This window comes from Hyphomicrobium sp. DMF-1, from assembly GCF_027886585.1.
In the GTDB taxonomy this organism is placed as follows: Bacteria; Pseudomonadota; Alphaproteobacteria; order Rhizobiales; family Hyphomicrobiaceae; genus Hyphomicrobium_C; species Hyphomicrobium_C zavarzinii.
In genome coordinates this window covers 939,879-960,117 of the sequence record NZ_CP115706.1, presented here as the reverse complement: position 1 = coordinate 960,117, position 20,239 = coordinate 939,879, and the positions used below count along the sequence as shown (strand labels likewise).

Genomic DNA, 20,239 nt, shown 5'->3' with positions numbered 1-20,239 from the left:
TTGATGGATGGTCGTCGGGCGCGCGGGTCTAATGGATGCCCTTGGCCCCGTTCGGGGAACGGGCCAACGCCTCTCGGATGTAGTGCAGAAACATTTCGGCAGCCGCCTTCGGATCGTCCGCCTGCGTGATCGGCCGCCCCACCACGATGTGGTTTGCGCCGGCCGCGATGGCATGATCCGGCGTCATCACGCGCTCCTGGTCGTCGGTCGTGCTGCCGACCAGACGAATGCCGGGCGTGACGATGAGGAATTTCGGCCCGGTCGCCGCACGAATCCGCGCGGCCTCCTGTCCCGACGCGATCACCCCGTCAAAGCCGGCGGCATAGGCGAGTTCCGCGCGGCGCAGCACGAGATCTGCGGGTGAGAAGCGCGATCCCTGCTCGGCGAGATCGTCTGCCGACAGATTGGTGAGCACGGTGACCGCAAGCAGTTTCAACCCGCTCCCGCCACGCCCCGACACGGCCGCCCTCAGCGTCTTGAGGTCGTGCCCATGGACCGTGAGAAACGTCACATCCAGCTCGGTGGCATTGGCGACGGCCCGCTCGACCGTGTTGCCGATGTCGAGCAGCTTCATGTCGAGAAACACGCGCTTGCCTTGCCGCCTCAGATCGCGCGCGAGATCGAGCCCGCCCGCAAACAGCAGCTCGAGGCCCACCTTGTAGAAGGTCACGCTCTCGCCGAGCACGGCCACGAGCCGGCGCGCCTCCTCGACGGTCGGCATGTCGAGAGCAACGATGAGATGGTCTTGGGGCGAGGTATGGGTCATCGATCAGCCGTGCAGGACATGAGCCGCGCGCGCAAGTTTCTGGATGAGCTGCTTGAACCGCTCTTGCGCTTCCTTGTTCTTGAGGTGACCGTTGTCCTCGAACGCCTCAGCCGCCTTCGGAACCGCGAACTGATCCGGCAGCACCAGCGCGTTGAGACCGAGTTCGAGAACGGTCCGCACAGTATTTACGCCACGAAGACCGCCCATGCCACCGGGGGAAGCCGATCCCAGGGCAAAAACACGAGTCTTGAAAACGGCCATCGGCTCCTCGCCGTCGATGCGCACGCGGCTCACCCAGTCGAGCGAGTTCTTGAGCAACGGTGTGATCGAGGCGTTGTATTCCGGGCACGCGATGAAAATGCCCGTGTGAACCTTCATGAGCGCCTCGAGCTTCCGGGCGTTGTCCGGAATGCCCTCGATCGCCTGCAGGTCCGCATCGTAGAGCGGCAGCGGGTAGTCCCCGAGATCGGCAAACGTCGCGGCGATGCCATTCACCTCCGCAATCTCCGCACCCAGCCGCGCCAGGCGCTTGTTGTGGGAAGCTTCCCGCGCACTGCCGGCGAAGAAGAGGAGCTTGGTGGAGGAAAGGCTCATGGGGTCTCCTTGATCGCGACAAATCCCATCGGCGAGCGAGCTTGCCCTGTCCCCGCCTCAGGTGGAACCGGATGTTTCCACCTTGAACGGAACAAATCTAGCCGCCTTTGCCTTCGAAAAAGTCTTTCACGCGCGCAAAGAAGCCGGCGCTCTCGGGGCTTGTACCCTTGTGGCTCTCCTGCTCGAACTCTTCGAGCAGCTCGCGCTGGCGTCGCGTCAGGTTCTTCGGCGTTTCCACGTCCACCTGGATGTACATGTCGCCCACGACCTTCGAGCGCAGCACCGGCATACCCTTGCCCTTGAGCCGGAACTGCTTGCCGCTCTCGGTGCCTTCGGGAATCTTCACCCGGCTAGCCGCGCCTTCGAGTGTCGGCACCTCGATCTGCCCGCCGAGCGCCGCCGTCGTCATCGAGATCGGCACCTTGCAGAAGAGGTCCGCCCCGTCGCGCTGGAAGAACGAGTGCGGCTTGAGCGAGAGGAAAATATAGAGATCACCGGGCGGCCCGCCCCTGAGCCCCGCTTCGCCGTCACCGACGAGCCGGACCTTCGTGCCGTCCTCGACGCCAGCCGGAATATTGACCTGCAGCGTACGCTCGCGCGTGACCCGCCCCGCACCGGAGCAGGCCGGGCACGGATCGTCGATCACCTCGCCGCGCCCCACACAGGTCGGACACGTCCGCTCGATGGTGAAGAAGCCCTGGCTGGCGCGCACTTTGCCCATGCCGCCGCAGGTGGGGCACGGCGACGGCTTGGTGCCGGCCTTGGCGCCCGTTCCTGAGCATGTTTCGCAGGAGATGCTGGTCGGCACGCGAATTTCGGCCGCCTTGCCGGCGAATGCCTCCTCGAGCGTGATTTCCATGTTGTAGCGCAGGTCGGCGCCACGCTCGCGCGAGGAGCGGTTCCGCTGCCCGCCGCCGCCACGCCGCCCGCCCATGAACTCGCCGAACAGATCGTCGAAGATGTCCGACATCGACGAAGCGAAATCCGGCCCGAAACCGCCGCCAGGATGGCCGCGGCCCATGCTCTGGTCGAACGCGGCATGGCCGAACTTGTCATAGGCCGCGCGTTTCTGCGGATCCTTGAGCGCTTCATAGGCCTCGTTGAGCTCCTTGAAACGCTGCTCGGCATCCTTGTCGCCGGGATTGCGGTCGGGATGGCAGTCCTTTGCGAGCTTACGGAATGCGGACTTGAGATCCTGCTCGCTCGCGGTGCGCTGAACACCAAGAATTTCGTAATAGTCGCGTTTGGCCATGGGGCGGCATTCTATCCGGCGGGCGAAGACTGGAAGCAAGCACTATCGCGGAAAGCCCCACCCATCGCCTGCCGCAGCACTTCCGAGCCGGACGCAGCGCCAATCCACACGGGCCTCGGGTGCCTCCAGGAAAAAAGTGAAACGGCTTTCCTTCAAGAGGCACGCCAAAACAAAGGATTAGCGACAATCCACGCTTGGCTGCGCAAGGATTTGCGGCCAGCGAGGGCCGCAACTCGAACACGACGAGAATGGGATCTTCTGCGTCCTGCAAAAAACCCCTGCCTCTCCCCGCCCGGCCGAAGCGTCGCCGCTCCGGACCCTGCGGGGAGAGAAGGGGTCGCAAGCAGGCGTTAGCCTGCCTTCTTCTTGTCGTCCTTCACTTCTTCGAAGTCGGCGTCGACGACGTTGTCATCGGCGCTGTCCTTCGCGGAGGCTTCACCCGCGCCCGAGGCGTCACCGCCCTTGGCGCTGTAGATGGCCTCGCCGATCTTCATGGCGACCTGGGCCAGAGCCGTGGTGGCGGACTTGATCCGCTCCGCATCGTCGGAGGCAATAGCCTCCTTCGCGGCTTCGACCGCCTTCTCGACATCGGCCTTGACCGCGGCAACTGCCGGGTTGGAGCCGTTGTCGGTGAGCTCCTTCTCGGTCGAGTGGATCAGGGCCTCGGCCTGGTTCTTGGCCTCGACCAGCTCACGCCGCTTCTTGTCCTCGGCCGCATGGGCCTCGGCATCCTTCACCATGCCCTGGATCTCTTCGTCGCTGAGACCGCCGGAAGCCTGGATCCGGATGGACTGCTCCTTGCCGGTTGCCTTGTCCTTGGCCGAAACGTGCACGATGCCGTTCGCGTCGATGTCGAACGTGACCTCGACCTGCGGCACGCCGCGCGGCGCCGGAGGAATGCCGACGAGATCGAACTGGCCGAGCAGCTTGTTGTCGGCAGCCATCTCGCGCTCGCCCTGGCTCACGCGGATCGTCACGGCGTTCTGTCCATCCTCAGCCGTCGAGAACACCTGGCTCTTCTTGGTCGGGATGGTGGTGTTGCGATCGATGAGGCGCGTGAACACGCCACCGAGCGTCTCGATGCCGAGCGACAGCGGCGTCACGTCGAGCAACAGCACGTCCTTGACTTCGCCCTTGAGGACGCCGCCCTGGATCGCCGCACCGACAGCCACGACCTCGTCTGGGTTGACGCCCTTGTGAGGCTCCTTGCCGAACAGCTCCTTCACCACCTGCTGCACCTTCGGCATGCGCGTCATGCCGCCGACGAGCACGACCTCGTCGATCTCCGCAGCCTTGAGGCCGGCATCCTTGAGCGCCTGCTCACACGGGCCGCGCGTCTTGACGATGAGATCGTCCACGAGGCTCTCGAGCTTGGCGCGCGTGAGCTTCATCGTGAGATGCTTCGGACCCGAAGCATCCGCCGTGATGAACGGCAGGTTGATCTCGGTCTGCTGCGACGAGGAAAGCTCGATCTTGGCCTTCTCCGCAGCTTCCTTGAGGCGCTGCAGGGCAAGCTTGTCGTTGCGCAGGTCGATGCCCTGCTCCTTCTTGAACTCGTCGGCGAGATAGCTGACGAGCTTCATGTCGAAGTCTTCACCGCCGAGGAACGTGTCGCCGTTCGTGCTCTTCACTTCGAACACGCCGTCGCCGATCTCGAGGATCGAAATATCGAACGTACCGCCGCCGAGATCGTAGACCGCGATCGTCTTGGCGCCCGTCTTCTTGTCGAGGCCATAGGCAAGCGCAGCCGCCGTCGGCTCGTTGATGATGCGAAGCACCTCGAGCCCGGCGATCCTGCCGGCATCCTTGGTCGCCTGACGCTGGGCGTCGTTGAAATAGGCAGGCACCGTGATCACGGCCTGCGTCACGGTCTCGCCGAGCTTGGCTTCCGCGGTCTCCTTCATCTTCTGGAGAATGAAGGCAGAGATCTGCTGGGGCGAATACTGCTTGCCGTGGGCTTCCACCCAGGCATCGCCGCCCGGACCCTTCACGATGGTGTAGGGAACGAGCTTCTTGTCCTTCTCGACCATCGGATCGTCGTAGCGACGGCCGATCAGGCGCTTGATCGCGAAGAACGTGTTGGTCGGATTGGTGACAGCCTGGCGCTTGGCCGGAAGGCCGACAAGACGCTCGCCATCGTCCGCGAAGGCCACGATGGACGGCGTCGTATTCACGCCTTCGGCATTCTCGAGCACGCGGGGCTTGCCCCCATCCATGACAGCGACGCACGAGTTGGTTGTGCCGAGGTCGATACCGATGACTTTTGCCATGTCTCCGAAATTCCTCTTCGTTGCGGCAGACCGTCCGGACCCAAATTAGGCCGGCGCCCGGTTTTGTCCGTTAGCCTCCGGATTTGGAGGCTTGGGATACGGTCCCCAAGGAGAACAATTGATGATGCGAACTTATATAGGGCGAGGTTTTCGGCGCACAACGGGCACCGCTCACCGTCGCAGCATCAATTTTGGGGCCACTGCTTTAACACTCCTCACGGCGCTTCGCGCAAGCCTTTTGCGGGAATGGCGCTCATGGCGCTGAAACCCGCGGGGGCAAATGGCGCCATGCCTGCAGTTGCCGGCGCAAATCGCTGGAAGACAACGGCCTGAGGCATCAATTCGACCCCAGAGCACCGGCCGCTACCAAGCGCCGCATCCGGCATGAAATTCAGCGCGCGGGAGACGGCCGGCTTTCACTCGATATGCTTGATCAAGTGTTACCGATCGGTACCCTGCCCGCGCGCCCTGACGTGAGAGCGCGCCCTCAGACCGAGGTGTCGCTCCCCGGCGAGGCCTCGGACGCGGGCGCGTCTCCGCCGCCGGCCTCGTCCGCCCCCTCCGCGGCCGGGGCCTTGGAAGGCTTCGATCCTCCTTTTGCCACGACCACCATGGCCGGACGGAGCACGCGATCCTCGATCACGTAGCCCGACTGGTAGACTTCGAGGATCGTGCCGGGGGCCACGTCCGCGTTCTGCATCTCCATCATCGCCTGATGCTGGTGCGGGTTGAACGGCTCCCCCTTGGGGGTGATGCGGCGAACGCCATTGCGCTCGAGCACGTTGAGGAACTCGCGCTCCGTCATGCTGACGCCCTCGACCAGCGCCTTGAGCGCGGCGTCCTGATCGGCCGCGCCGGCGGGCACCGCTTGGATGGCGCGCTCGAAGTTATCGGCGACGTTCACCACGTCGCGGGCAAACTTGGTGATCGCATACTTCGCGGTTTCCTCACGCTCGCGCTCGAGGCGCTTGCGGACGTTGTCCATCTCCGCATGCGCCCTCAGAAGGCGGTCGGTCAGATCCGAAACCTGTCCCTTGAGGGTATCGACCTCCGCTCCGAGCCGCAGCACCTCCTCGGCCGCGTTGGCAGGCGCATCGGAGGGAGCTTCGCCCGCACCACTTGCTGCATTGGGATTCGTCGTCTCGTCAGCCATGACATCTCCGCGTCGATGCGAACTGGGTTGAACGCCGTCTCGGGTGCGGCCGATCGAACGGCCACCGAAGGCGCACACGTGCGCCCGATATCAGCCGCCAACCAGGAAAAATCAAGCCAGCACGCGGCTAACCAGCCGCGCCGTATAGTCAACCATCGGAATGATACGGGCATAGTTGAGCCGCGTCGGGCCAATAACACCCAAAACGCCGACAACTTTGCGGTCTCCGTCGTGGAACGGCGCGACGATCAGCGACGAGCCGGAAAGCGAGAACAGCTTGTTCTCCGAGCCGATAAAAATGCGCACGCCGTCGGCATGTTCCGCGAGCCCCAGGATCTGCGACAGGTCCCGCTTGGTTTCGAGATCGTCGAAAAGCTGTCGAATCCGCGCCAAGTCCTCGATCGCGGTCAGATCCTTGAGCAGATTGGCCTGTCCGCGCACGATCAGGCTCTTGCGATCGTCCAGCGTGCCTGACCACTCGGCGAGCCCCGCCTTGATCACCTTCTGCGTCAGCTTGTCGAGCTCGGCCCGCGCCTGACCCAGCTCCGCCTCCATCGAGGCGCGCGCCTCGGGAATGGTGAGCCCGCGGATGTGCGCATTGAGATAGTTCGCAGCCTCCGTGAGCGCCGAGGGCGGAAGCCCGGCCGGAATGTCGATCAACCGGTTCTCGACGTTTTGGTCTTCGTCAACGAGGATGACGAGCGCCTTGGTCGGCTCGATCGGCACGAAATCGATGTGCTTCAGCCGCGCGACCTGCTTCTCCGCGAGCACCACGCCCGCGCAATGGGAAAGGCCGGAGATCATCTCGCCGGCTTCCATCAGCACCTGGTCCAGCGACTTGGTGCGCTTGACGGCGATCTGCGCCTCGATTTTCCGCCGCTCCTCCTCGCTGAGGTCGCCGACCTCCAAGAGGCCGTCGACGAACATCCTGAGCCCGGATTGCGTCGGCAGCCGCCCGGCCGAGGTGTGCGGCGCATAGATGAGGCCCGCGTGCTCGAGGTCGCTCATCACGTTACGGATCGACGCGGGCGAAAGGGCCATCGGCAGCACGCGCGACAGGTTGCGCGAGCCGACGGGCTCGCCCGTCGCCAGATAGCTGTCCACGATCTCGCGAAGGATCGTGCGCGAGCGTTCACTGAGCTTTTTGATTTCGGATTGAGGGTCGGACATCGAGTTACCGGTCATGCGGCGTCGGCCGTCGCGGGAGACCCTAAAAAATGGCGAGGCTGCTCGTCAATGCAAGACCAAGTTCACCCCCGCGAACACCCGCCGCTAAGTTGAGCGTGCACGTCGGAAAGAGAGCCCCCGGACCGGCGAGCAGGCCCGGAATTGGAGGTTGATCCGGACTGAGCCCTCCCGTAGGGTCGCGCGAATTACCAGGATACGAGGGGTGAGGGCGCCTGCGCGCCCCTGATCCTCCATAGAGAATCGAGATCCCATGCGCCCCTCCAAACGCCAGCCAGGCGAGCTTCGCCGCGTCTCCCTCGAGCGCGCGGTGTCCATGCACGCCGAAGGGTCCTGCCTCATCAAGTTCGGCAACACCCATGTGCTGTGCACCGCGAGCCTCGAGGAGCGCATTCCACCGTGGCTCAAGGGCCAGGGGCGAGGCTGGGTCACGGCCGAATACGGCATGCTGCCCCGCGCCACCAGCGAGCGCACCCGCCGCGAGGCCGCGGTCGGCAACCAGTCCGGACGCACCCAGGAGATCCAGCGCCTGATCGGCCGCGCCCTTCGCGCCGTCGTGGACCTCCCCAAGCTCGGTGAGCGCCAGATCTCCATCGACTGCGACGTCATCCAGGCCGACGGCGGCACGCGCACTGCCGCCATAACCGGCGCCTGGGTCGCGCTCCACGACTGCATCCAGTGGATGAAGCTGCGGGACATGGTCAAGGACGGGGTCCTGCGCGACCACGTCGCCGCCGTCTCCGCGGGCCTCTACAAAGGCGCGCCCGTCCTCGATCTGGATTATGCTGAGGACTCGGCCGCGGACGCGGATTCGAACTTCGTCATGACCGGGGCCGGCGGCATCGTCGAGGTGCAGGGCACGGCCGAGACGGTCGCCTTCAGCCAGGAAAGCTTCGACCAGTTGATGGTGCTCGCCCGCAAGGGCATCGCCGAGTTGGTCGAGTTGCAGAAGCTCACGGTGGCCTGACGGCGTCTTGAACCAAGGCCTGCTGCCGACCGCCTGAGAACAGGAGCACGCCATGCTCGCTGGGCACTTGGCTCTCGTCACGGCCGCCGTCTTCACCGGCGCGGCCGTCTACATCAACTTCGCCGAGCAACCGGCTCGCCTTCAGCTCGATGACCGCGCCCTGCTGGCGGAATGGAAACCCAGCTACAAGCGCGGCTTCGCCATGCAGGCACCGCTCGCCGTGATCGGCTTCCTTCTCGCGCTCTCGGCCTGGTGGACCACCGGCGATTGGCGCTGGATCGCAGGCGGCCTCGTCATCATTGCCAACTGGCCGTTCACCCTCATCGCCATCATGCCGACCAACACCCGGCTGCTCGCCACGCCCTCCGGATCGGCCGGCCCCGACACGCGCGCACTCATTGAGAAGTGGGGCGGTCTCCACGCCATCCGGACCGCACTCGGCGCCCTGTCGACCGTGATATTCCTGTGGGCGCTCAACTAGCCCCTCCTCAGCCTCGCGGGAAAAGAGGAGAAATCACCAGATGCCGCCAACTGCGATCCTCGAAACCGTGCTTTACGCCGGCGATCTCGCCGCCGCGGAGACTTTCTACAGCGGTGTGCTGGGCTTGAAGCTTTATGCCAAGACCGAAGGCCGCCACATCTTCTATAAGCTCGAAGGCCAGATGCTTCTGATCTTCAACCCGCAAGCAACGCGCAAATCCATGGGCGGCCCCCTGCCCGTGCCGGCCCACGGCGCGGAAGGCGAAGGCCACGTCTGCTTCGCGGCAACCTCGTTCGAGATCGAAGCCTGGCGCCATCGCCTCGCCGACTTCGACGTCGCGATCGAGGCAGACTTCACCTGGCCATCGGGCGGCCGTTCGATTTACGTGCGCGACCCGGCCGGCAACTCCGTCGAGTTCGCCGAGCCGCGCATCTGGGGATTTGACGAATGAAGCAGTTGGCGCCTGGAAGCCGTCTCGTGGTGGCGAGCCACAATCCCGGCAAGGTGTGGGAGATCAAGGAGCTGATCGCGCCTTACGGCTTCGATGCCGTCTCTGCCGGTGACCTCGGCCTCGCCGAACCTGAGGAGACCGAGCCCACCTTCGAGGGCAACGCGCGCCTCAAGGCACTCGCGGCCGCCGAGGGCTCGGGCCTGCCCGCGCTCGCCGACGATTCCGGCCTGGAGGTGGAGGCGCTCGGCGGCGCCCCCGGCATCTATTCCGCCCGCTGGGCAGGACCGGGCAAGGATTTCGGCCTCGCCATGCGCCGCGTCCACGACGCGCTCTCGGAAAAGGGGGCCTGGAACGGCGCCGCCCCCCGCGCGAACTTCATTTCCGTACTCTGCCTCGCGTGGCCGACGGGAGAGCATCGCCTGTTCGAAGGCCGTGTCTACGGCACACTCGTCTGGCCTACCCGCGGCGGCAACGGCTTCGGCTACGATCCCATGTTCGTGGCGGACGGAGAGACCCTCACCTTCGGCGAGATGGAGCCCGCATCCAAATATGCGATCTCGCACCGAACGCGCGCCTTCGAGGCGTTCAAGCGCGACTGCCTGGAGCAGGTGAAGCCCCAGCACGCCGCCCCCAAATCCGGGCGCAATCTCGAAGCTCTCGAAGCCGCCGCCCGCAATCTTTCCACGCAGGCCGAGCTGGCTCGCTTCATCTCCGGCCTGCGCGAGGACTTCGCGCGGAACGCGCCGGAGTGGAAAGCGGCCGACCTCGCCGCGTTTCTCGCCGCCCTTGAAAAGGCGGCCTCCGCCGCCGATGTCCCGGACGCAGAGCCCCGCTGGCGAACCCTGGCCCGCGCGCTCCTCGCGGCCAGCCGATGACAACCGACACCACCATACTCCAGAACGACGGAGAGCCGGGCTTCGGCGTCTACATCCACTGGCCGTTCTGCGCGCAGAAATGTCCGTACTGCGATTTCAACAGCCATGTCCGCTTCGGCGGCTGGGACGAGCCGCGCTATCTCGCCGCCTACAAACGCGAGCTGGACCACGTCGCGCGCCTCATCGCGGGAGCGTCGTCCTCCGAGAGCGGCAGGAACGCGCGCACCGTATCGTCGATCTTCTTCGGAGGCGGCACGCCTTCCCTCATGAAGCCGGAGACCGTTGGCGCCATCCTCGATCACATCGCGGAGCTCTGGCCCGTCGATGCGGATGCCGAGATCACGCTCGAAGCCAATCCCGGCAGCGTGGAAGCCGCGCGCTTCGCGGGCTATCGCGCAGCCGGCGTCAACCGCGTCTCCATCGGCGTGCAGTCCCTGCGAGAAGGAGACCTGAAACGCCTGGGACGCATCCACTCGGTCGCCGAGGCCAAAGCCGCCGTGGAGATCGCGCGCCGCACCTTCGATCGCTTCTCCTTCGATCTCATCTACGCGCGACCTGATCAGACGCTCGCGGATTGGCGCGCCGAGCTTGCCGAAGCGATCGAGATGGCCGGCGACCACCTTTCGCTCTACCAGCTCACCATCGAGCCTGAGACACGCTTCGCCGATCTCTACGCCAAAGGGCGGCTCGTCATTCCCGCAGCCGAGGCCGCACACGATCTCTATGAGCTGACGCAGGAACTGACGGGCGCCGCCGGCTTCGGCCAGTACGAGATCTCGAACCACGCGCGCGAAGGAGAGGAAAGCCGCCACAACCTGCTCTATTGGCGCTACGGCGAGTACGCTGGCGTCGGCCCCGGCGCTCACGGCCGCCTCGCCGCGCCTAGCGCCCATCTTGCCACCATGACCGAGCGGAGCCCGGAACGCTGGCTGGACCAGGTCGAGCGCACCGGCACCGGCATTGTCGAGACGGAGACACTCTCTCCGGCCGCGCGTACCGACGAGATGATGCTGATGGGGTTGCGGCTGTCCGAGGGCATCGATCTCGCGCGGCTCGCGAGCCTAGGCCGCCTCGCGCCACGCAAGTCCGTCGTCGATGCCCTCATCGCGCAAGGTTTTATGGAATGGGTCGACCCGCCGCGACACCCTGAAAGCGGCGGCCTGGACGAGATCCGCGCGTGCCTCGGGCCGGGCCTCGCCCCGTCCCATGTCACGGCAAAGCCCCGCCCGCTCGCCCGCGAAGGCCGCATCCGCGCCACGCCCTCCGGACGCTTCATCCTCAACCAGCTCGTACTGGAGCTGTCCGCGAGCTTCGAACCGCTCGGCCCGCCGTCAAGCTCATGACACAAGCTCCCGTCAGGACTCCGGCCACTTTTGCACCAGACGGCGCCCTTCCAATCGGAGCGATCCTGCTCTAATCAGCCGTTGGCGCTCTCCCGGGGGACACACAATCATGATGCGGCGTTTATACGATTGGATGATGGCCAAGGCGCGCAACGACCGCGCTCCCCACGCCCTGTTCTGGGTGTCCTTCATCGAAAGCTCGTTCTTCCCCATCCCTCCGGACGTGATGCTGATCCCGATGGTGATCGCTCAGCGCGCCAAGGCGTGGTGGTATGCCACCGTCGCCACGATCGGCTCGGTCATCGGCGGCGCATTCGGCTACGGCATCGGCTACTTTTTCTTCGAGCAGATCGGCCGTCCCATCCTCGAGTTCTACGGCAAGGCGCAGAGCTTCGGCGAGTTCACCAACTGGTTCAACGAATGGGGCGTCTGGATCCTGATCATCAAGGGCATGACGCCGTTCCCCTACAAGGTGCTCACCATCACCGCCGGCGTCACCCACATGCCACTCATCGAATTCATGCTGGCGAGCGTCATCGCACGTGCCATGCGCTTCTATCTGGTGGCGGGCCTGCTCTATTTCTTCGGCGAGCCGATCCGCGAGTTCATCGAGAAGCGGCTGACCCTGGTCACCACGGTGTTCGTAGTCTTGCTGGTTCTGGGCTTCGTCGCCATCAAATATGTATTCTAGAGTAGGGGTCCGCCGGCAGGGCGGCCCCGAGGAGCCACGCGCATGCTGACAACCGAGCTACCGGAAAAAACCGCCGCCTATCGCTATGGCGGCCTGACGCTCTTCCTCGCCACCGGCGTCATTCTGGGAGCGCTCGCGTTCGAGCACCTCGGCGGCTTGGCACCCTGCCCGCTCTGCTTGATGCAGCGGTATGCGTACTATGCCTCGATCCCTCTGCTCTTCATCGCCATGGCGCTGGTATCTGAGAAGCCCCGGGTCGCCGCGCTGATTTTCTTCGTGGTTGCGCTCGCGTTCCTGGGCAATGCGGGGCTCGGCGTCTATCACGCGGGCGTCGAGTGGAAATTCTGGCCCGGCCCCGATACATGCGGCACGGCCCAGGCACTCCCCACCTCCGCGTCCGACCTGCTGAGCGGCCTCGACCAGACCCGCGTCGTCCGCTGTGACGAAGCAGCCTGGACCTTCGCCGGCCTCTCCCTCGCAGGCTGGAACGTCATCGCCTCGCTGCTCGCCTTCGCCGGCGCCATCAAGGCAGCCTTCCTCGCCGCCGAAGGCCCCTGACCTGAAAGGGGCCGCTACTGCAAAGCGCCCGGTATCTCGAAGGCTCTAGGGTGCCGCGCTGAGGGCTGGCCAATCTGCTAGTGCGCGCGCCGCAACCTCATGCCCGGTCTCGTTCCAGTGGGTATCGCCCCAGAACCAGGGGACCCTTCCCTCGCGCGCAACCGCGATCAAGGGATCGGTAAGATCGAGAACCGGAACACCGGACTTGGCACCCCACGCTTCGAGCTGCCCACGAAGCTGGCCGATGTGTTGAGCCGGATCCTTGATTTCGCCCTCCGCGGGGAACCTGCAGAGCCCCGCCAGCACGTGCAGCTTGTTCGGCACGAACACCACCGCATACTGCCCGCCCGCGGCGCGCACCCGCTCTCCGAATTGATCGAGGGAGCGGGTGATGTTTTCCACCTCGCTCTCGACGCCCTCGAAGGAGTTGCGTGCCCACAGGAACGTGTAGAGCTGATCGTTGACGGTGCACACCCGAAGTCCGTGCACGCCCTGCTGGCCGTCCGTCGCCGCGGTCAGCATCTTCCAGATCTGATCGTGGAGAAGCCCCCCTTCCGGGGTCGGCGCCGCACCACCGCTCTTCATGCGCTCGAAGCGGCGTGAATCGAGAAGGTCGTTGCCTTCGAAAATGAACTGGACGACGCGCTTGCCCTTGAGGTCGGGCGCGGTCTCCCAGAAAAGCTCATGCTCCTCCTGCGGCGCGATGCCGATGAGTGCGATCTGCTGCGTAGTCCGCGATGTCAGCGCTTCAAGCCGCGCGCCGAGCGTCTTCTCGACCGGCACCAGCGCAGCGACGAGGATCGAATCCCCGAGCAGGATGATCTCGCCGCCCTCGCGATCGATCGCGTTACGGAAGCCATGCCGGTCGGTGCGATACTGGAACGGGATCGGGTCGCTCGGCAGCCCCCACGCCGAGGCCGTGTCCTGGTGCGTGGTCCCGTGCTTATCAATGTTCGGCTCGCGCTTGGTGCCGAGGCTGCCTAGCTCGTCGACCCGAGGCTTGAACATCGCCTCCCAGGAGACGAGCCCCACGGCGCCGAGCGCCTCCAGAGCGCCGAGCGTCGCGACGATAGCAAACACAGAGGAAAGATAGGCGAGCAGGCGGGAACGCGACCACGCAGCGAGCAGGAACCCGGTTCCGATCACGGCGAGCGCGAGAGCCGGAACGATCGTCCGGATTCGCCACAGACCGAACAGCCGCCGCGTGGACGGTGTCGTCGGCTCCGTATCGGCCGTGAGCCACAACAGAAGCGTGAGCAGCATGAAGCACACGCTACCCGCGACGAGAAGCAGTCGCCGATTGTTTGCTTCAGCCACCATCGCGCGCCACCTCGTTGCAACCGGAAACGGAACTCCGCACGATCCGCGTCATCGCGGGCCGCGTCAGTCGAGCTCGAACTTGTCCTTGTAGTCCACGCGCAGCGACGGATCCTGCTCGCTCTTGTCGAGCACGCAATTGCCCACCACCAGCGTCTCCATCTCGCAGCCCATGAAGCAGCGGAACGCATCCTCCGGCGTGCCGACGATGGGCTCGCCCCGCACGTTGAAGCTCGTGTTGACGACGACGGGGCAGCCCGTGCGCGCCTTGAACGCGGAGATGAGCGCGTGATAGCGCGGGTTCGTCTCCTTGTGCACCGTTTGCACGCGCGCCGAGTAGTCGACGTGCGTCACGGCCGGAATGTCCGAGCGCGGCACGTTGAGCTTGTCGATGCCGAACAGCTTCGTCTCGTCCTCGGTCATGGAACGCCGGCGACCTTCGACCACGTCGGCGACGAGCAGCATGTACGGGCTCTCGCTGTCGAGATCGAAGTAGTTGGAAACATCCTCCGCGAGAACAGACGGCGCGAACGGACGGAAGCTCTCGCGATACTTGATCTTGAGGTTGAGGTTGCGCTGCATTTCTGGATTGCGCGGATCTCCAAGGATCGAGCGCGCACCGAGCGCACGCGGACCGAACTCCATGCGCCCCTGGAACCAGCCGACGGCATGTCCAGCCTCCAGCGCGTCCACCGTGCGCTCGAGCAGCCCCGCGTCGTCATAGGTCTTGAACTTGGCGCCCGCCTTCTTGAGGCGCTGCTCGATATCGGCCTGCGTGTAGGCCGGCCCGAGATACGCGCCGTGCATCCCGTCGAGGGCGCCGTTCGTCGCCACGCGCGGCTTCTTCGCGTGAATGCTGTGGGCCGCATAGGCCGCACCCAGCGCACCGCCCGCATCGCCCGCCGCCGGCTGCACCCAGATGCGCTTGAAATGCCCATCGCGCAGGATCTTGCCGTTTGCGACGCAATTGAGCGCGACACCGCCTGCCATGCAGAGATTGGAGATGCCGTAGGTCTTGGCGAGATCCCGCGTGATGCGCAACATCACCTCTTCCGTGACAGCCTGCACCGAGGCCGCGAGATCCATCTCGCGTTGCGTGAGTGGCGTCTCGGACTTGCGCGGCGGCCCGCCGAACACGTCGTCGAAGGCGCGCGAGGTCATCGTGAGGCCGGTCGCATAGTTGAAATACTTCTGGTCGAGCCAGAAGCTGCCGTCCTCCTTGAGGTCCATCAGCGTATTGAGGATGCGGTCCGCATATTTCGGCACGCCATAGGGCGCGAGGCCCATCACCTTGTATTCGCCGGAGTTGACCTTGAAGCCCGTGTAGTACGTGAACGCGGAGTAGAGCAGGCCGATGCTGTGCGGCCAGTGAATCTCGCGCACCGTTTCCAGCGTCGAGCCGCGCCCGATCGCAACCGAAGTCGTCGCCCATTCGCCGACGCCGTCGAGCGTGAGAACAACGGCTTCCTCGAACGGAGAGGGAAAAAACGCCGATGCGGCGTGGCTCTGGTGGTGCTCGGCGAACAGCAGCTTCTCCTCGATTCCCTTGCCGGAGCGGGAGAGCGGCGTCAGCGATTTCACCATGCCGACTTTCTGAAACAGCTTCTCCTTGATCCAGACGGGAAGCGCCATCTTGAAAGATCGATAACCGGCCGGCGCGTTGGCGAGATAGGTTTCGAGCAGGCGCTCGAACTTCAGCAGCGGCTTCTCGAAGAACGCGATGTGATCGACGTCGTCGAGATCGATACCGCCCTCTTCGAGGCAATAGCGGATCGCGTTTTCCGGAAATCCCGGATCGTGCTTCTTGCGCGTGAAGCGCTCCTCTTGCGCCGCTGCAACAGGCTTGCCGTCCACGAGCAACGCGGCCGCGCTGTCATGATAGAAAGCCGAGATACCGAGTACGCGCATGAGCTTTGTTTCCAGGTTTCAGAATGAGCGTGCAAAACGACCGCACGCCCGCGACGCAATGCCGGACACGAGCGAAGCAATGCCCGTCAGAAGACCGTGTAGATGAACGGAGCGATCGCCGATCCCTGCGCCAGCACGAGAAGGCCGCCGACGACGAGCAGCACGAGAATGATCGGGAAGAGCCACCACTTCTTGCGGGCCCCCATGTAGGCGAACAGTTCCTTGAACAGCGAAAGCATGACGTTTCCCCTATGACGATGGCCTGAGCAGCAGGTTCGATCCTGCCGCTAGAATTGGTTCTTCATGTTCGAAAGAGAGGCGCGCTCGGACGCGCTCGTCGCGATCCAATGCGTGTTGCCGTCACCCTTGCGGCGGCGAAGTGGATCGCGCGAAAGCTGCATGATGAGCCCTGCCGGCACGATGGCGATCAGGAACAGGATCATCATGACGATGGGGTTCATGATCTTGCTCACCAGCATCGCGAAGCGCATCCAGAGGATGTTCAACGGACGCAGGAGAGAAGGCTGAAGCAGGCTGATGGCAGCCAGCACCACCGCAAGCCCCGCCGCGATGGTTAATACCGCCGTGTGGGACCGCCAGAAAAAGGCCACGGCGAGCGCGATAGCCGTGAACACCAGTCCAGTGGAACGATCCGACGGCAGCGGGTGCTCTGGCCGTTCGAATTGCTCATGTAATTGTCCGCTCATGGGGCCGCTCTCTGAGGATCATCTGAGAACGGAAGCTATAGTGCCGCACCCGGCGCGGTCGACTGAGATCGCCTCTGTTGGTTATCGGGACTGGTATCCACCCGGCCCCTTTTCGAAGCCGCTTCCCCCGGCGCGCGAGCCGCCCGGCGCCCTTTCCCGAGAGGCCCCAACCTCGCCCCTGGAGCCGCCGAGTTATCAACAACAGCGGTCAGGAACGCGAAAAGCCAGACAGGTGAAGCGCTTGCATGCGTCGCATGTGGCGATTTCACATCAAGTCAAGATCATTTCGTCGGCCAGACAATTTTGCGCCTTCGCGTGGCCACAGTGTCACGGTTAATTGTTCTCATTCGCGGAACACAAAAGGAACTTCCAGTTGAGCGTACCGCGTGTGGCGAGTGTACCGTGCCGGGGTGAGGCGTCGAAGAGCAGGGGGAACGAGGGGCACCAGGAAACTGGATCCCGAGACACTGTCCCGCTCGAAACATCCCGGAACCGGATTGTCGTGCGAATGGAAGAGCTTCAGGGCTCCGGCCAGACGTTATCAACAGAAGTCCGTTCCGTTCTCAGGAACCATTTGAGTAAGCGTTGCGTCAGTTGCGTACCGAGTGCCGTTGAGTTGCGTAAGCGTTCCCCTGAGTTGCGTACCGTTGCGTTGCGTACAGAAGATTTTGCGTACCCCTCTGCATCCCCCAAGAGCACGCTCTGCGGCGTGTTCGAACGAATGAAGCGAGCTGCTCGGACCAAAAAGTTCGAGCGTATGGCCGAGCGGCTCGCACCCCCTAGTAAGCGTCCCGCGTATGCGTTCCAGCCGGCTCGATGGCCCGCCTCGAAGTCCCCCTCCGACGGGGCGAGGCCTACCCTCAACGCGCCGGACAAGCAGTGAAAGCGTCAGAGTGTGAGTGAAGCGTATGCATGAAGAAAGTGCGTGGCGTTCGTTGCAGGATGTCGTCGGCGTAATTTTGGCGGCGTCCAACCCTGGTGCCCGAGACGGAGGTACGGTCTCCGCGAGCGGCCAGCATCAGGACAGCAAGTAACGGGAATGAGGTCGAGCCCCGGAGTGATGCGTTTCTCGACCCTGAGATTCGGAGGCCCCGAAAGGGCTTCCAACGAGTAGGCAAGCATACCAGGCACCTGACATCAGTCCCAGTTGGTGCCACATGATCCGGTCACGCGTAGTGGCACTGAAGAAAACTGGTGTGCTTGCCGACATATTATCGCGTCAAAGAAGGAGCGATCCGATGATCCCCGAGCACATCAATCCCATGCAGTGGCATCAGGCTGTAGGCATTGCGCGCCAATCGTGCGCCCGTTTCTTCCGCGATGGCGGAACGGCGAAAGATGCCATGCGCGCATTCGGCGCCGAGGCCAAGACCGCAGATGCCGGAGATTGGAGCAAGGCCGTCGAAGCCATCGCCTTCGTCCTGTGCGCGAAGCCCGAGAAGCGCGCCGCCTGAGCTGCGCCCTGCCCGAGCAGACTTTGTTTGTTAGACCTTCCAATCCTAGCCCCGGAAACGGGGCCATTTTTTTTTGCGTTTCCGTCCGCGCGCGATAGACCGGTAGCTGACGAGCGCACGCACGGCACCCCGGCCGAGACGAGGGTCCAGGCAAAACGAAACTGTCGGTTTTCCGAAAGACGCACCGCAGCCTAAGGCTCGAGCTCCGTATCCCAGTAGAGATAGTCAAGCCAGCTATCATGCAGGTAGTTGGGCGGGAACAGCCGCCCGTTCCTGTGGAGCTCGAAAACCGTGGGCCGGTACGGCATCTGATACGGCTGCATGCCTGCATCCCACGGCATCTCACCACCCTTGGCGAGATTGCAGGGTGCGCACGCCGTCACGACGTTGTCCCACCGCGTCTGTCCGCCCCGCGAGCGCGGGATGAGATGATCGAAGGTGAGATCTTCGCGGCAGCCGCAGTATTGGCATGAGAAGCGGTCGCGCAGAAACACGTTGAACCGCGTGAATGCCGGATAAAGCGCTGGCTTTACGTAGGTTTTGAGCGAGACGACAGAGGGAAGCCGCATCTCGAAGGTCGTGCTCCGGACCGTCCGGTCGTACTCGGAGACGATGTTGACGCGATCCAAAAATACGGCCTTCACCGACTCCTGCCAGCTCCAGAGCGACAAAGGATAGTAGCTCAGGGGCCGAAAGTCGGCGTTGAGAACCAGTGCCGGAAACGCTTCCGGCGTGGCAGCATGAGCATTCACGAGCTTGCTTCCAGTCGGTTCGTCGAATCGAGGCGTCACCCCCGCTTTCGGGAGCGGATACTAGCGACGCATGTCACCTCTGTGAAGGTCCCGGGGACAACGGGTCCACTTTCGCGTTCGCAACCGCACCATCATAGAGCTATTACGAGGAAAAATGCCCTTTGGATGACCGCCTCACGCGTCGCGGTCCCGATAGGCATGGAGCGACCATAAGAGTCGCGCCGCGATCCCGCGCCAAGGACGCCAGCGCTCCGCAATGTCGACCAGCTCACGCACGCCGGGGCGCGCATCGAGCCCCAGCGCCCGCTGCGCGGCAAGCTGCAGCGCGAGATCGCCCGCCGCAAAGCCATCCTGCGCGCCGAGGCAGAACATGACGTAGATGTCCGCCGTCCACGGCCCAACGCCGCTGATGGCGAGAAGGGCTTCACGCAGGTCCTCTTCAGCCTCTGAGCGATCGAGCGAAAGCGCACCCGATACGATCGCATCCGCGATGGCGCGCAGCGTTTTGACCTTGCCTTGCGAAAGCCCTGCCGCCCGCAACCGGGCAACGTCGTGCCGGAGAAGCGTGGCCGCCTCGAATGGCTCCACCACCTGCGCCGTGCGCTTCCAGATCGCGCCCGCGCTTGCGACCGAAAGCTGCTGGCCGACGACAACCTGCGCGAGCCCCGCAAACCCGGGTTCGAGCCGTCGCAGAGGAGGATCGCCGACGAGGTCGTGCACGCGCCGCATCGCCGGGCAGATCTTCCGCAAGCCGCTCACGCCTTTGCGGATGTCCGCGATCGTTTCGATCGTCGCGGCGCCACGCTTGGATTTTTGTGGGCGATCGATTTTCCGCACGAGGTGTGACGCGCTCCACGCTTTTCGCCGCTTCCCGCTCAAAGTAATGTGGAACCCGGCGTTTGCAAACGCCGCGCAAGAGCATTGCGAATAGTGAGTGTGTTGCGCGTAGAGAGGGTGTGATGCGGCACAACCTGAGAGAATCGGGATCCCCACACATGCTGTTGGCCGCGCTCCTGGCTGGCGTATCGCTGATCGCACCGGAGGCATTGGCGGCACGCGAGAAGCTCAAAAACTGGGAGACCATCCAGAGCGACCGGCATGGATTCATGATCGCCTATCCCGGATCGGTCTTCACATCGCGCAACAGCGGCCCCAACGACGAAGACGGCCGTATCCTCGTCTCGCGCGACGGCGGCGCCCGGCTCATCGTCGGCGCATTTCCCAATGACGCCGAAGCCTCTCTCGCCGAATACCGCGCTCAGCTTCTCTCCGACAACTACAGCGGCGCCGACCTCGACTATGCGCCGGTGAAGAAGCGCTCCTTCATCATCTCCGGTACGCGCGGCGACATGCATTTTTACGAGCGCGTGAGCTTCACCTGCGGTGGACGGCTGATCAACAGTTGGGCGCTCCTCTACCCGGTGTCAGAGCGGCACATTTACGACCGCATCGTCGAAGCGATAGCGCCCACCTATTCTCCCGGCGCCGGCCGCACCGGACAATGCGATTGACGGC

General features: G+C 64.1%; 21 protein-coding genes. 9 read left to right on the top strand and 12 right to left on the bottom strand.

Translation table 11 applies throughout. From position 1 onward, the window contains the following. Positions 1 to 28: 28 nt before the first annotated feature. The 6 genes from pyrF to hrcA form a co-directional block, all read right to left on the bottom strand. Positions 29 to 766: an orotidine-5'-phosphate decarboxylase gene (gene pyrF, locus PE058_RS04325; protein WP_020084135.1), complete on the bottom strand. Its 738-nt coding sequence runs from the start codon at positions 764 to 766 to the stop codon at positions 29 to 31. A gap of 3 nt (positions 767 to 769) precedes the next feature. Then, entirely contained in the window at positions 770 to 1,360 is a 591-nt protein-coding gene (locus PE058_RS04320) for an NADPH-dependent FMN reductase (protein ID WP_020084134.1), read from the bottom strand. 97 nt (positions 1,361 to 1,457) lie between these two features. Continuing rightward, on the bottom strand, positions 1,458 to 2,612 hold the full coding sequence (gene dnaJ / locus PE058_RS04315; RefSeq protein ID WP_020084133.1) for a molecular chaperone DnaJ: 1,155 nt from the start codon (positions 2,610 to 2,612) through the stop codon (positions 1,458 to 1,460). 350 nt (positions 2,613 to 2,962) lie between these two features. After that, positions 2,963 to 4,882, bottom strand: a complete 1,920-nt coding sequence (gene dnaK, locus PE058_RS04310; protein WP_020084132.1) for a molecular chaperone DnaK — start codon at positions 4,880 to 4,882, stop codon at positions 2,963 to 2,965. A gap of 487 nt (positions 4,883 to 5,369) precedes the next feature. Continuing rightward, the gene (gene grpE, locus PE058_RS04305) at positions 5,370 to 6,035 is read right to left on the bottom strand and encodes a nucleotide exchange factor GrpE (protein ID WP_020084131.1); all 666 of its coding nucleotides are present in this window, start codon (positions 6,033 to 6,035) and stop codon (positions 5,370 to 5,372) included. A gap of 111 nt (positions 6,036 to 6,146) precedes the next feature. Next, complete coding sequence (gene hrcA / locus PE058_RS04300) at positions 6,147 to 7,220, bottom strand: heat-inducible transcriptional repressor HrcA (protein WP_020084130.1); 1,074 nt, start codon at positions 7,218 to 7,220, stop codon at positions 6,147 to 6,149. A 253-nt stretch (positions 7,221 to 7,473) separates the two neighbouring features. On the opposite strand from hrcA, the gene rph reads away from it, so the two are divergent. The 7 genes from rph (at position 7,474) to PE058_RS04265 (ending at position 12,586) form a co-directional block, all read left to right on the top strand. After that, positions 7,474 to 8,187, top strand: coding sequence for a ribonuclease PH (gene rph / locus PE058_RS04295; RefSeq protein WP_020084129.1), 714 nt, complete (start codon positions 7,474 to 7,476; stop codon positions 8,185 to 8,187). Between the two features lie 52 nt (positions 8,188 to 8,239). Then, positions 8,240 to 8,668 carry a DUF1772 domain-containing protein gene (locus tag PE058_RS04290; RefSeq protein WP_020084128.1) on the top strand — a complete coding sequence of 143 codons (429 nt, stop codon included), beginning with the start codon at positions 8,240 to 8,242 and terminating at the stop codon, positions 8,666 to 8,668. 40 nt (positions 8,669 to 8,708) lie between these two features. After that, on the top strand, positions 8,709 to 9,119 hold the full coding sequence (locus PE058_RS04285) for a VOC family protein (RefSeq protein ID WP_020084127.1): 411 nt from the start codon (positions 8,709 to 8,711) through the stop codon (positions 9,117 to 9,119). Next, positions 9,116 to 9,994 (top strand): RdgB/HAM1 family non-canonical purine NTP pyrophosphatase, encoded by an 879-nt coding sequence (gene rdgB, locus PE058_RS04280; RefSeq protein ID WP_271029970.1) that lies wholly within the window; start codon positions 9,116 to 9,118, stop codon positions 9,992 to 9,994. The genes PE058_RS04285 and rdgB overlap by 4 nt, the downstream gene beginning before the upstream one ends. After that, complete coding sequence (hemW, locus tag PE058_RS04275; RefSeq protein WP_271029969.1) at positions 9,991 to 11,337, top strand: radical SAM family heme chaperone HemW; 1,347 nt, start codon at positions 9,991 to 9,993, stop codon at positions 11,335 to 11,337. Before rdgB ends, hemW begins: the two co-directional genes overlap by 4 nt. Before the next feature lie 109 nt (positions 11,338 to 11,446). Continuing rightward, positions 11,447 to 12,028, top strand: a complete 582-nt coding sequence (locus PE058_RS04270) for a YqaA family protein (protein WP_026867751.1) — start codon at positions 11,447 to 11,449, stop codon at positions 12,026 to 12,028. Positions 12,029 to 12,070: 42 nt separating this feature from the next. Beyond that, positions 12,071 to 12,586 carry a disulfide bond formation protein B gene (locus PE058_RS04265; protein ID WP_271029968.1) on the top strand — a complete coding sequence of 172 codons (516 nt, stop codon included), beginning with the start codon at positions 12,071 to 12,073 and terminating at the stop codon, positions 12,584 to 12,586. A 45-nt stretch (positions 12,587 to 12,631) separates the two neighbouring features. Here the strand turns inward: PE058_RS04265 and PE058_RS04260 are convergent, their stop codons facing one another. The 4 genes from PE058_RS04260 to PE058_RS04245 all read right to left on the bottom strand — a co-directional run bounded on the left by PE058_RS04260 (position 12,632) and on the right by PE058_RS04245 (position 16,518). After that, the gene (locus PE058_RS04260; RefSeq protein WP_020084122.1) at positions 12,632 to 13,906 is read right to left on the bottom strand and encodes an alginate O-acetyltransferase AlgX-related protein; all 1,275 of its coding nucleotides are present in this window, start codon (positions 13,904 to 13,906) and stop codon (positions 12,632 to 12,634) included. Between the two features lie 63 nt (positions 13,907 to 13,969). Next, entirely contained in the window at positions 13,970 to 15,811 is a 1,842-nt protein-coding gene (locus tag PE058_RS04255; protein ID WP_271029967.1) for a carbamoyltransferase family protein, read from the bottom strand. Positions 15,812 to 15,897: 86 nt separating this feature from the next. Next, entirely contained in the window at positions 15,898 to 16,050 is a 153-nt protein-coding gene (locus PE058_RS04250; protein WP_020084120.1) for a DUF5989 family protein, read from the bottom strand. Between the two features lie 48 nt (positions 16,051 to 16,098). Further along, on the bottom strand, positions 16,099 to 16,518 hold the full coding sequence (locus PE058_RS04245; RefSeq protein WP_026867750.1) for a hypothetical protein: 420 nt from the start codon (positions 16,516 to 16,518) through the stop codon (positions 16,099 to 16,101). A 1,238-nt stretch (positions 16,519 to 17,756) separates the two neighbouring features. On the opposite strand from PE058_RS04245, the gene PE058_RS04240 reads away from it, so the two are divergent. Then, positions 17,757 to 17,972, top strand: a complete 216-nt coding sequence (locus PE058_RS04240; protein ID WP_020084118.1) for a hypothetical protein — start codon at positions 17,757 to 17,759, stop codon at positions 17,970 to 17,972. A gap of 191 nt (positions 17,973 to 18,163) precedes the next feature. Here PE058_RS04240 and PE058_RS04235 read toward each other — a convergent pair whose 3' ends face one another. Continuing rightward, positions 18,164 to 18,724, bottom strand: coding sequence for an HNH endonuclease (locus PE058_RS04235; protein WP_026867749.1), 561 nt, complete (start codon positions 18,722 to 18,724; stop codon positions 18,164 to 18,166). 174 nt (positions 18,725 to 18,898) lie between these two features. Then, entirely contained in the window at positions 18,899 to 19,561 is a 663-nt protein-coding gene (locus PE058_RS04230; protein WP_020084116.1) for a DNA-3-methyladenine glycosylase family protein, read from the bottom strand. 158 nt (positions 19,562 to 19,719) lie between these two features. Here PE058_RS04230 and PE058_RS04225 point away from each other — a divergent pair, with 158 nt between their 5' ends. Next, on the top strand, positions 19,720 to 20,235 hold the full coding sequence (locus PE058_RS04225) for a hypothetical protein (protein ID WP_271029966.1): 516 nt from the start codon (positions 19,720 to 19,722) through the stop codon (positions 20,233 to 20,235). Positions 20,236 to 20,239 lie beyond the last annotated feature (4 nt).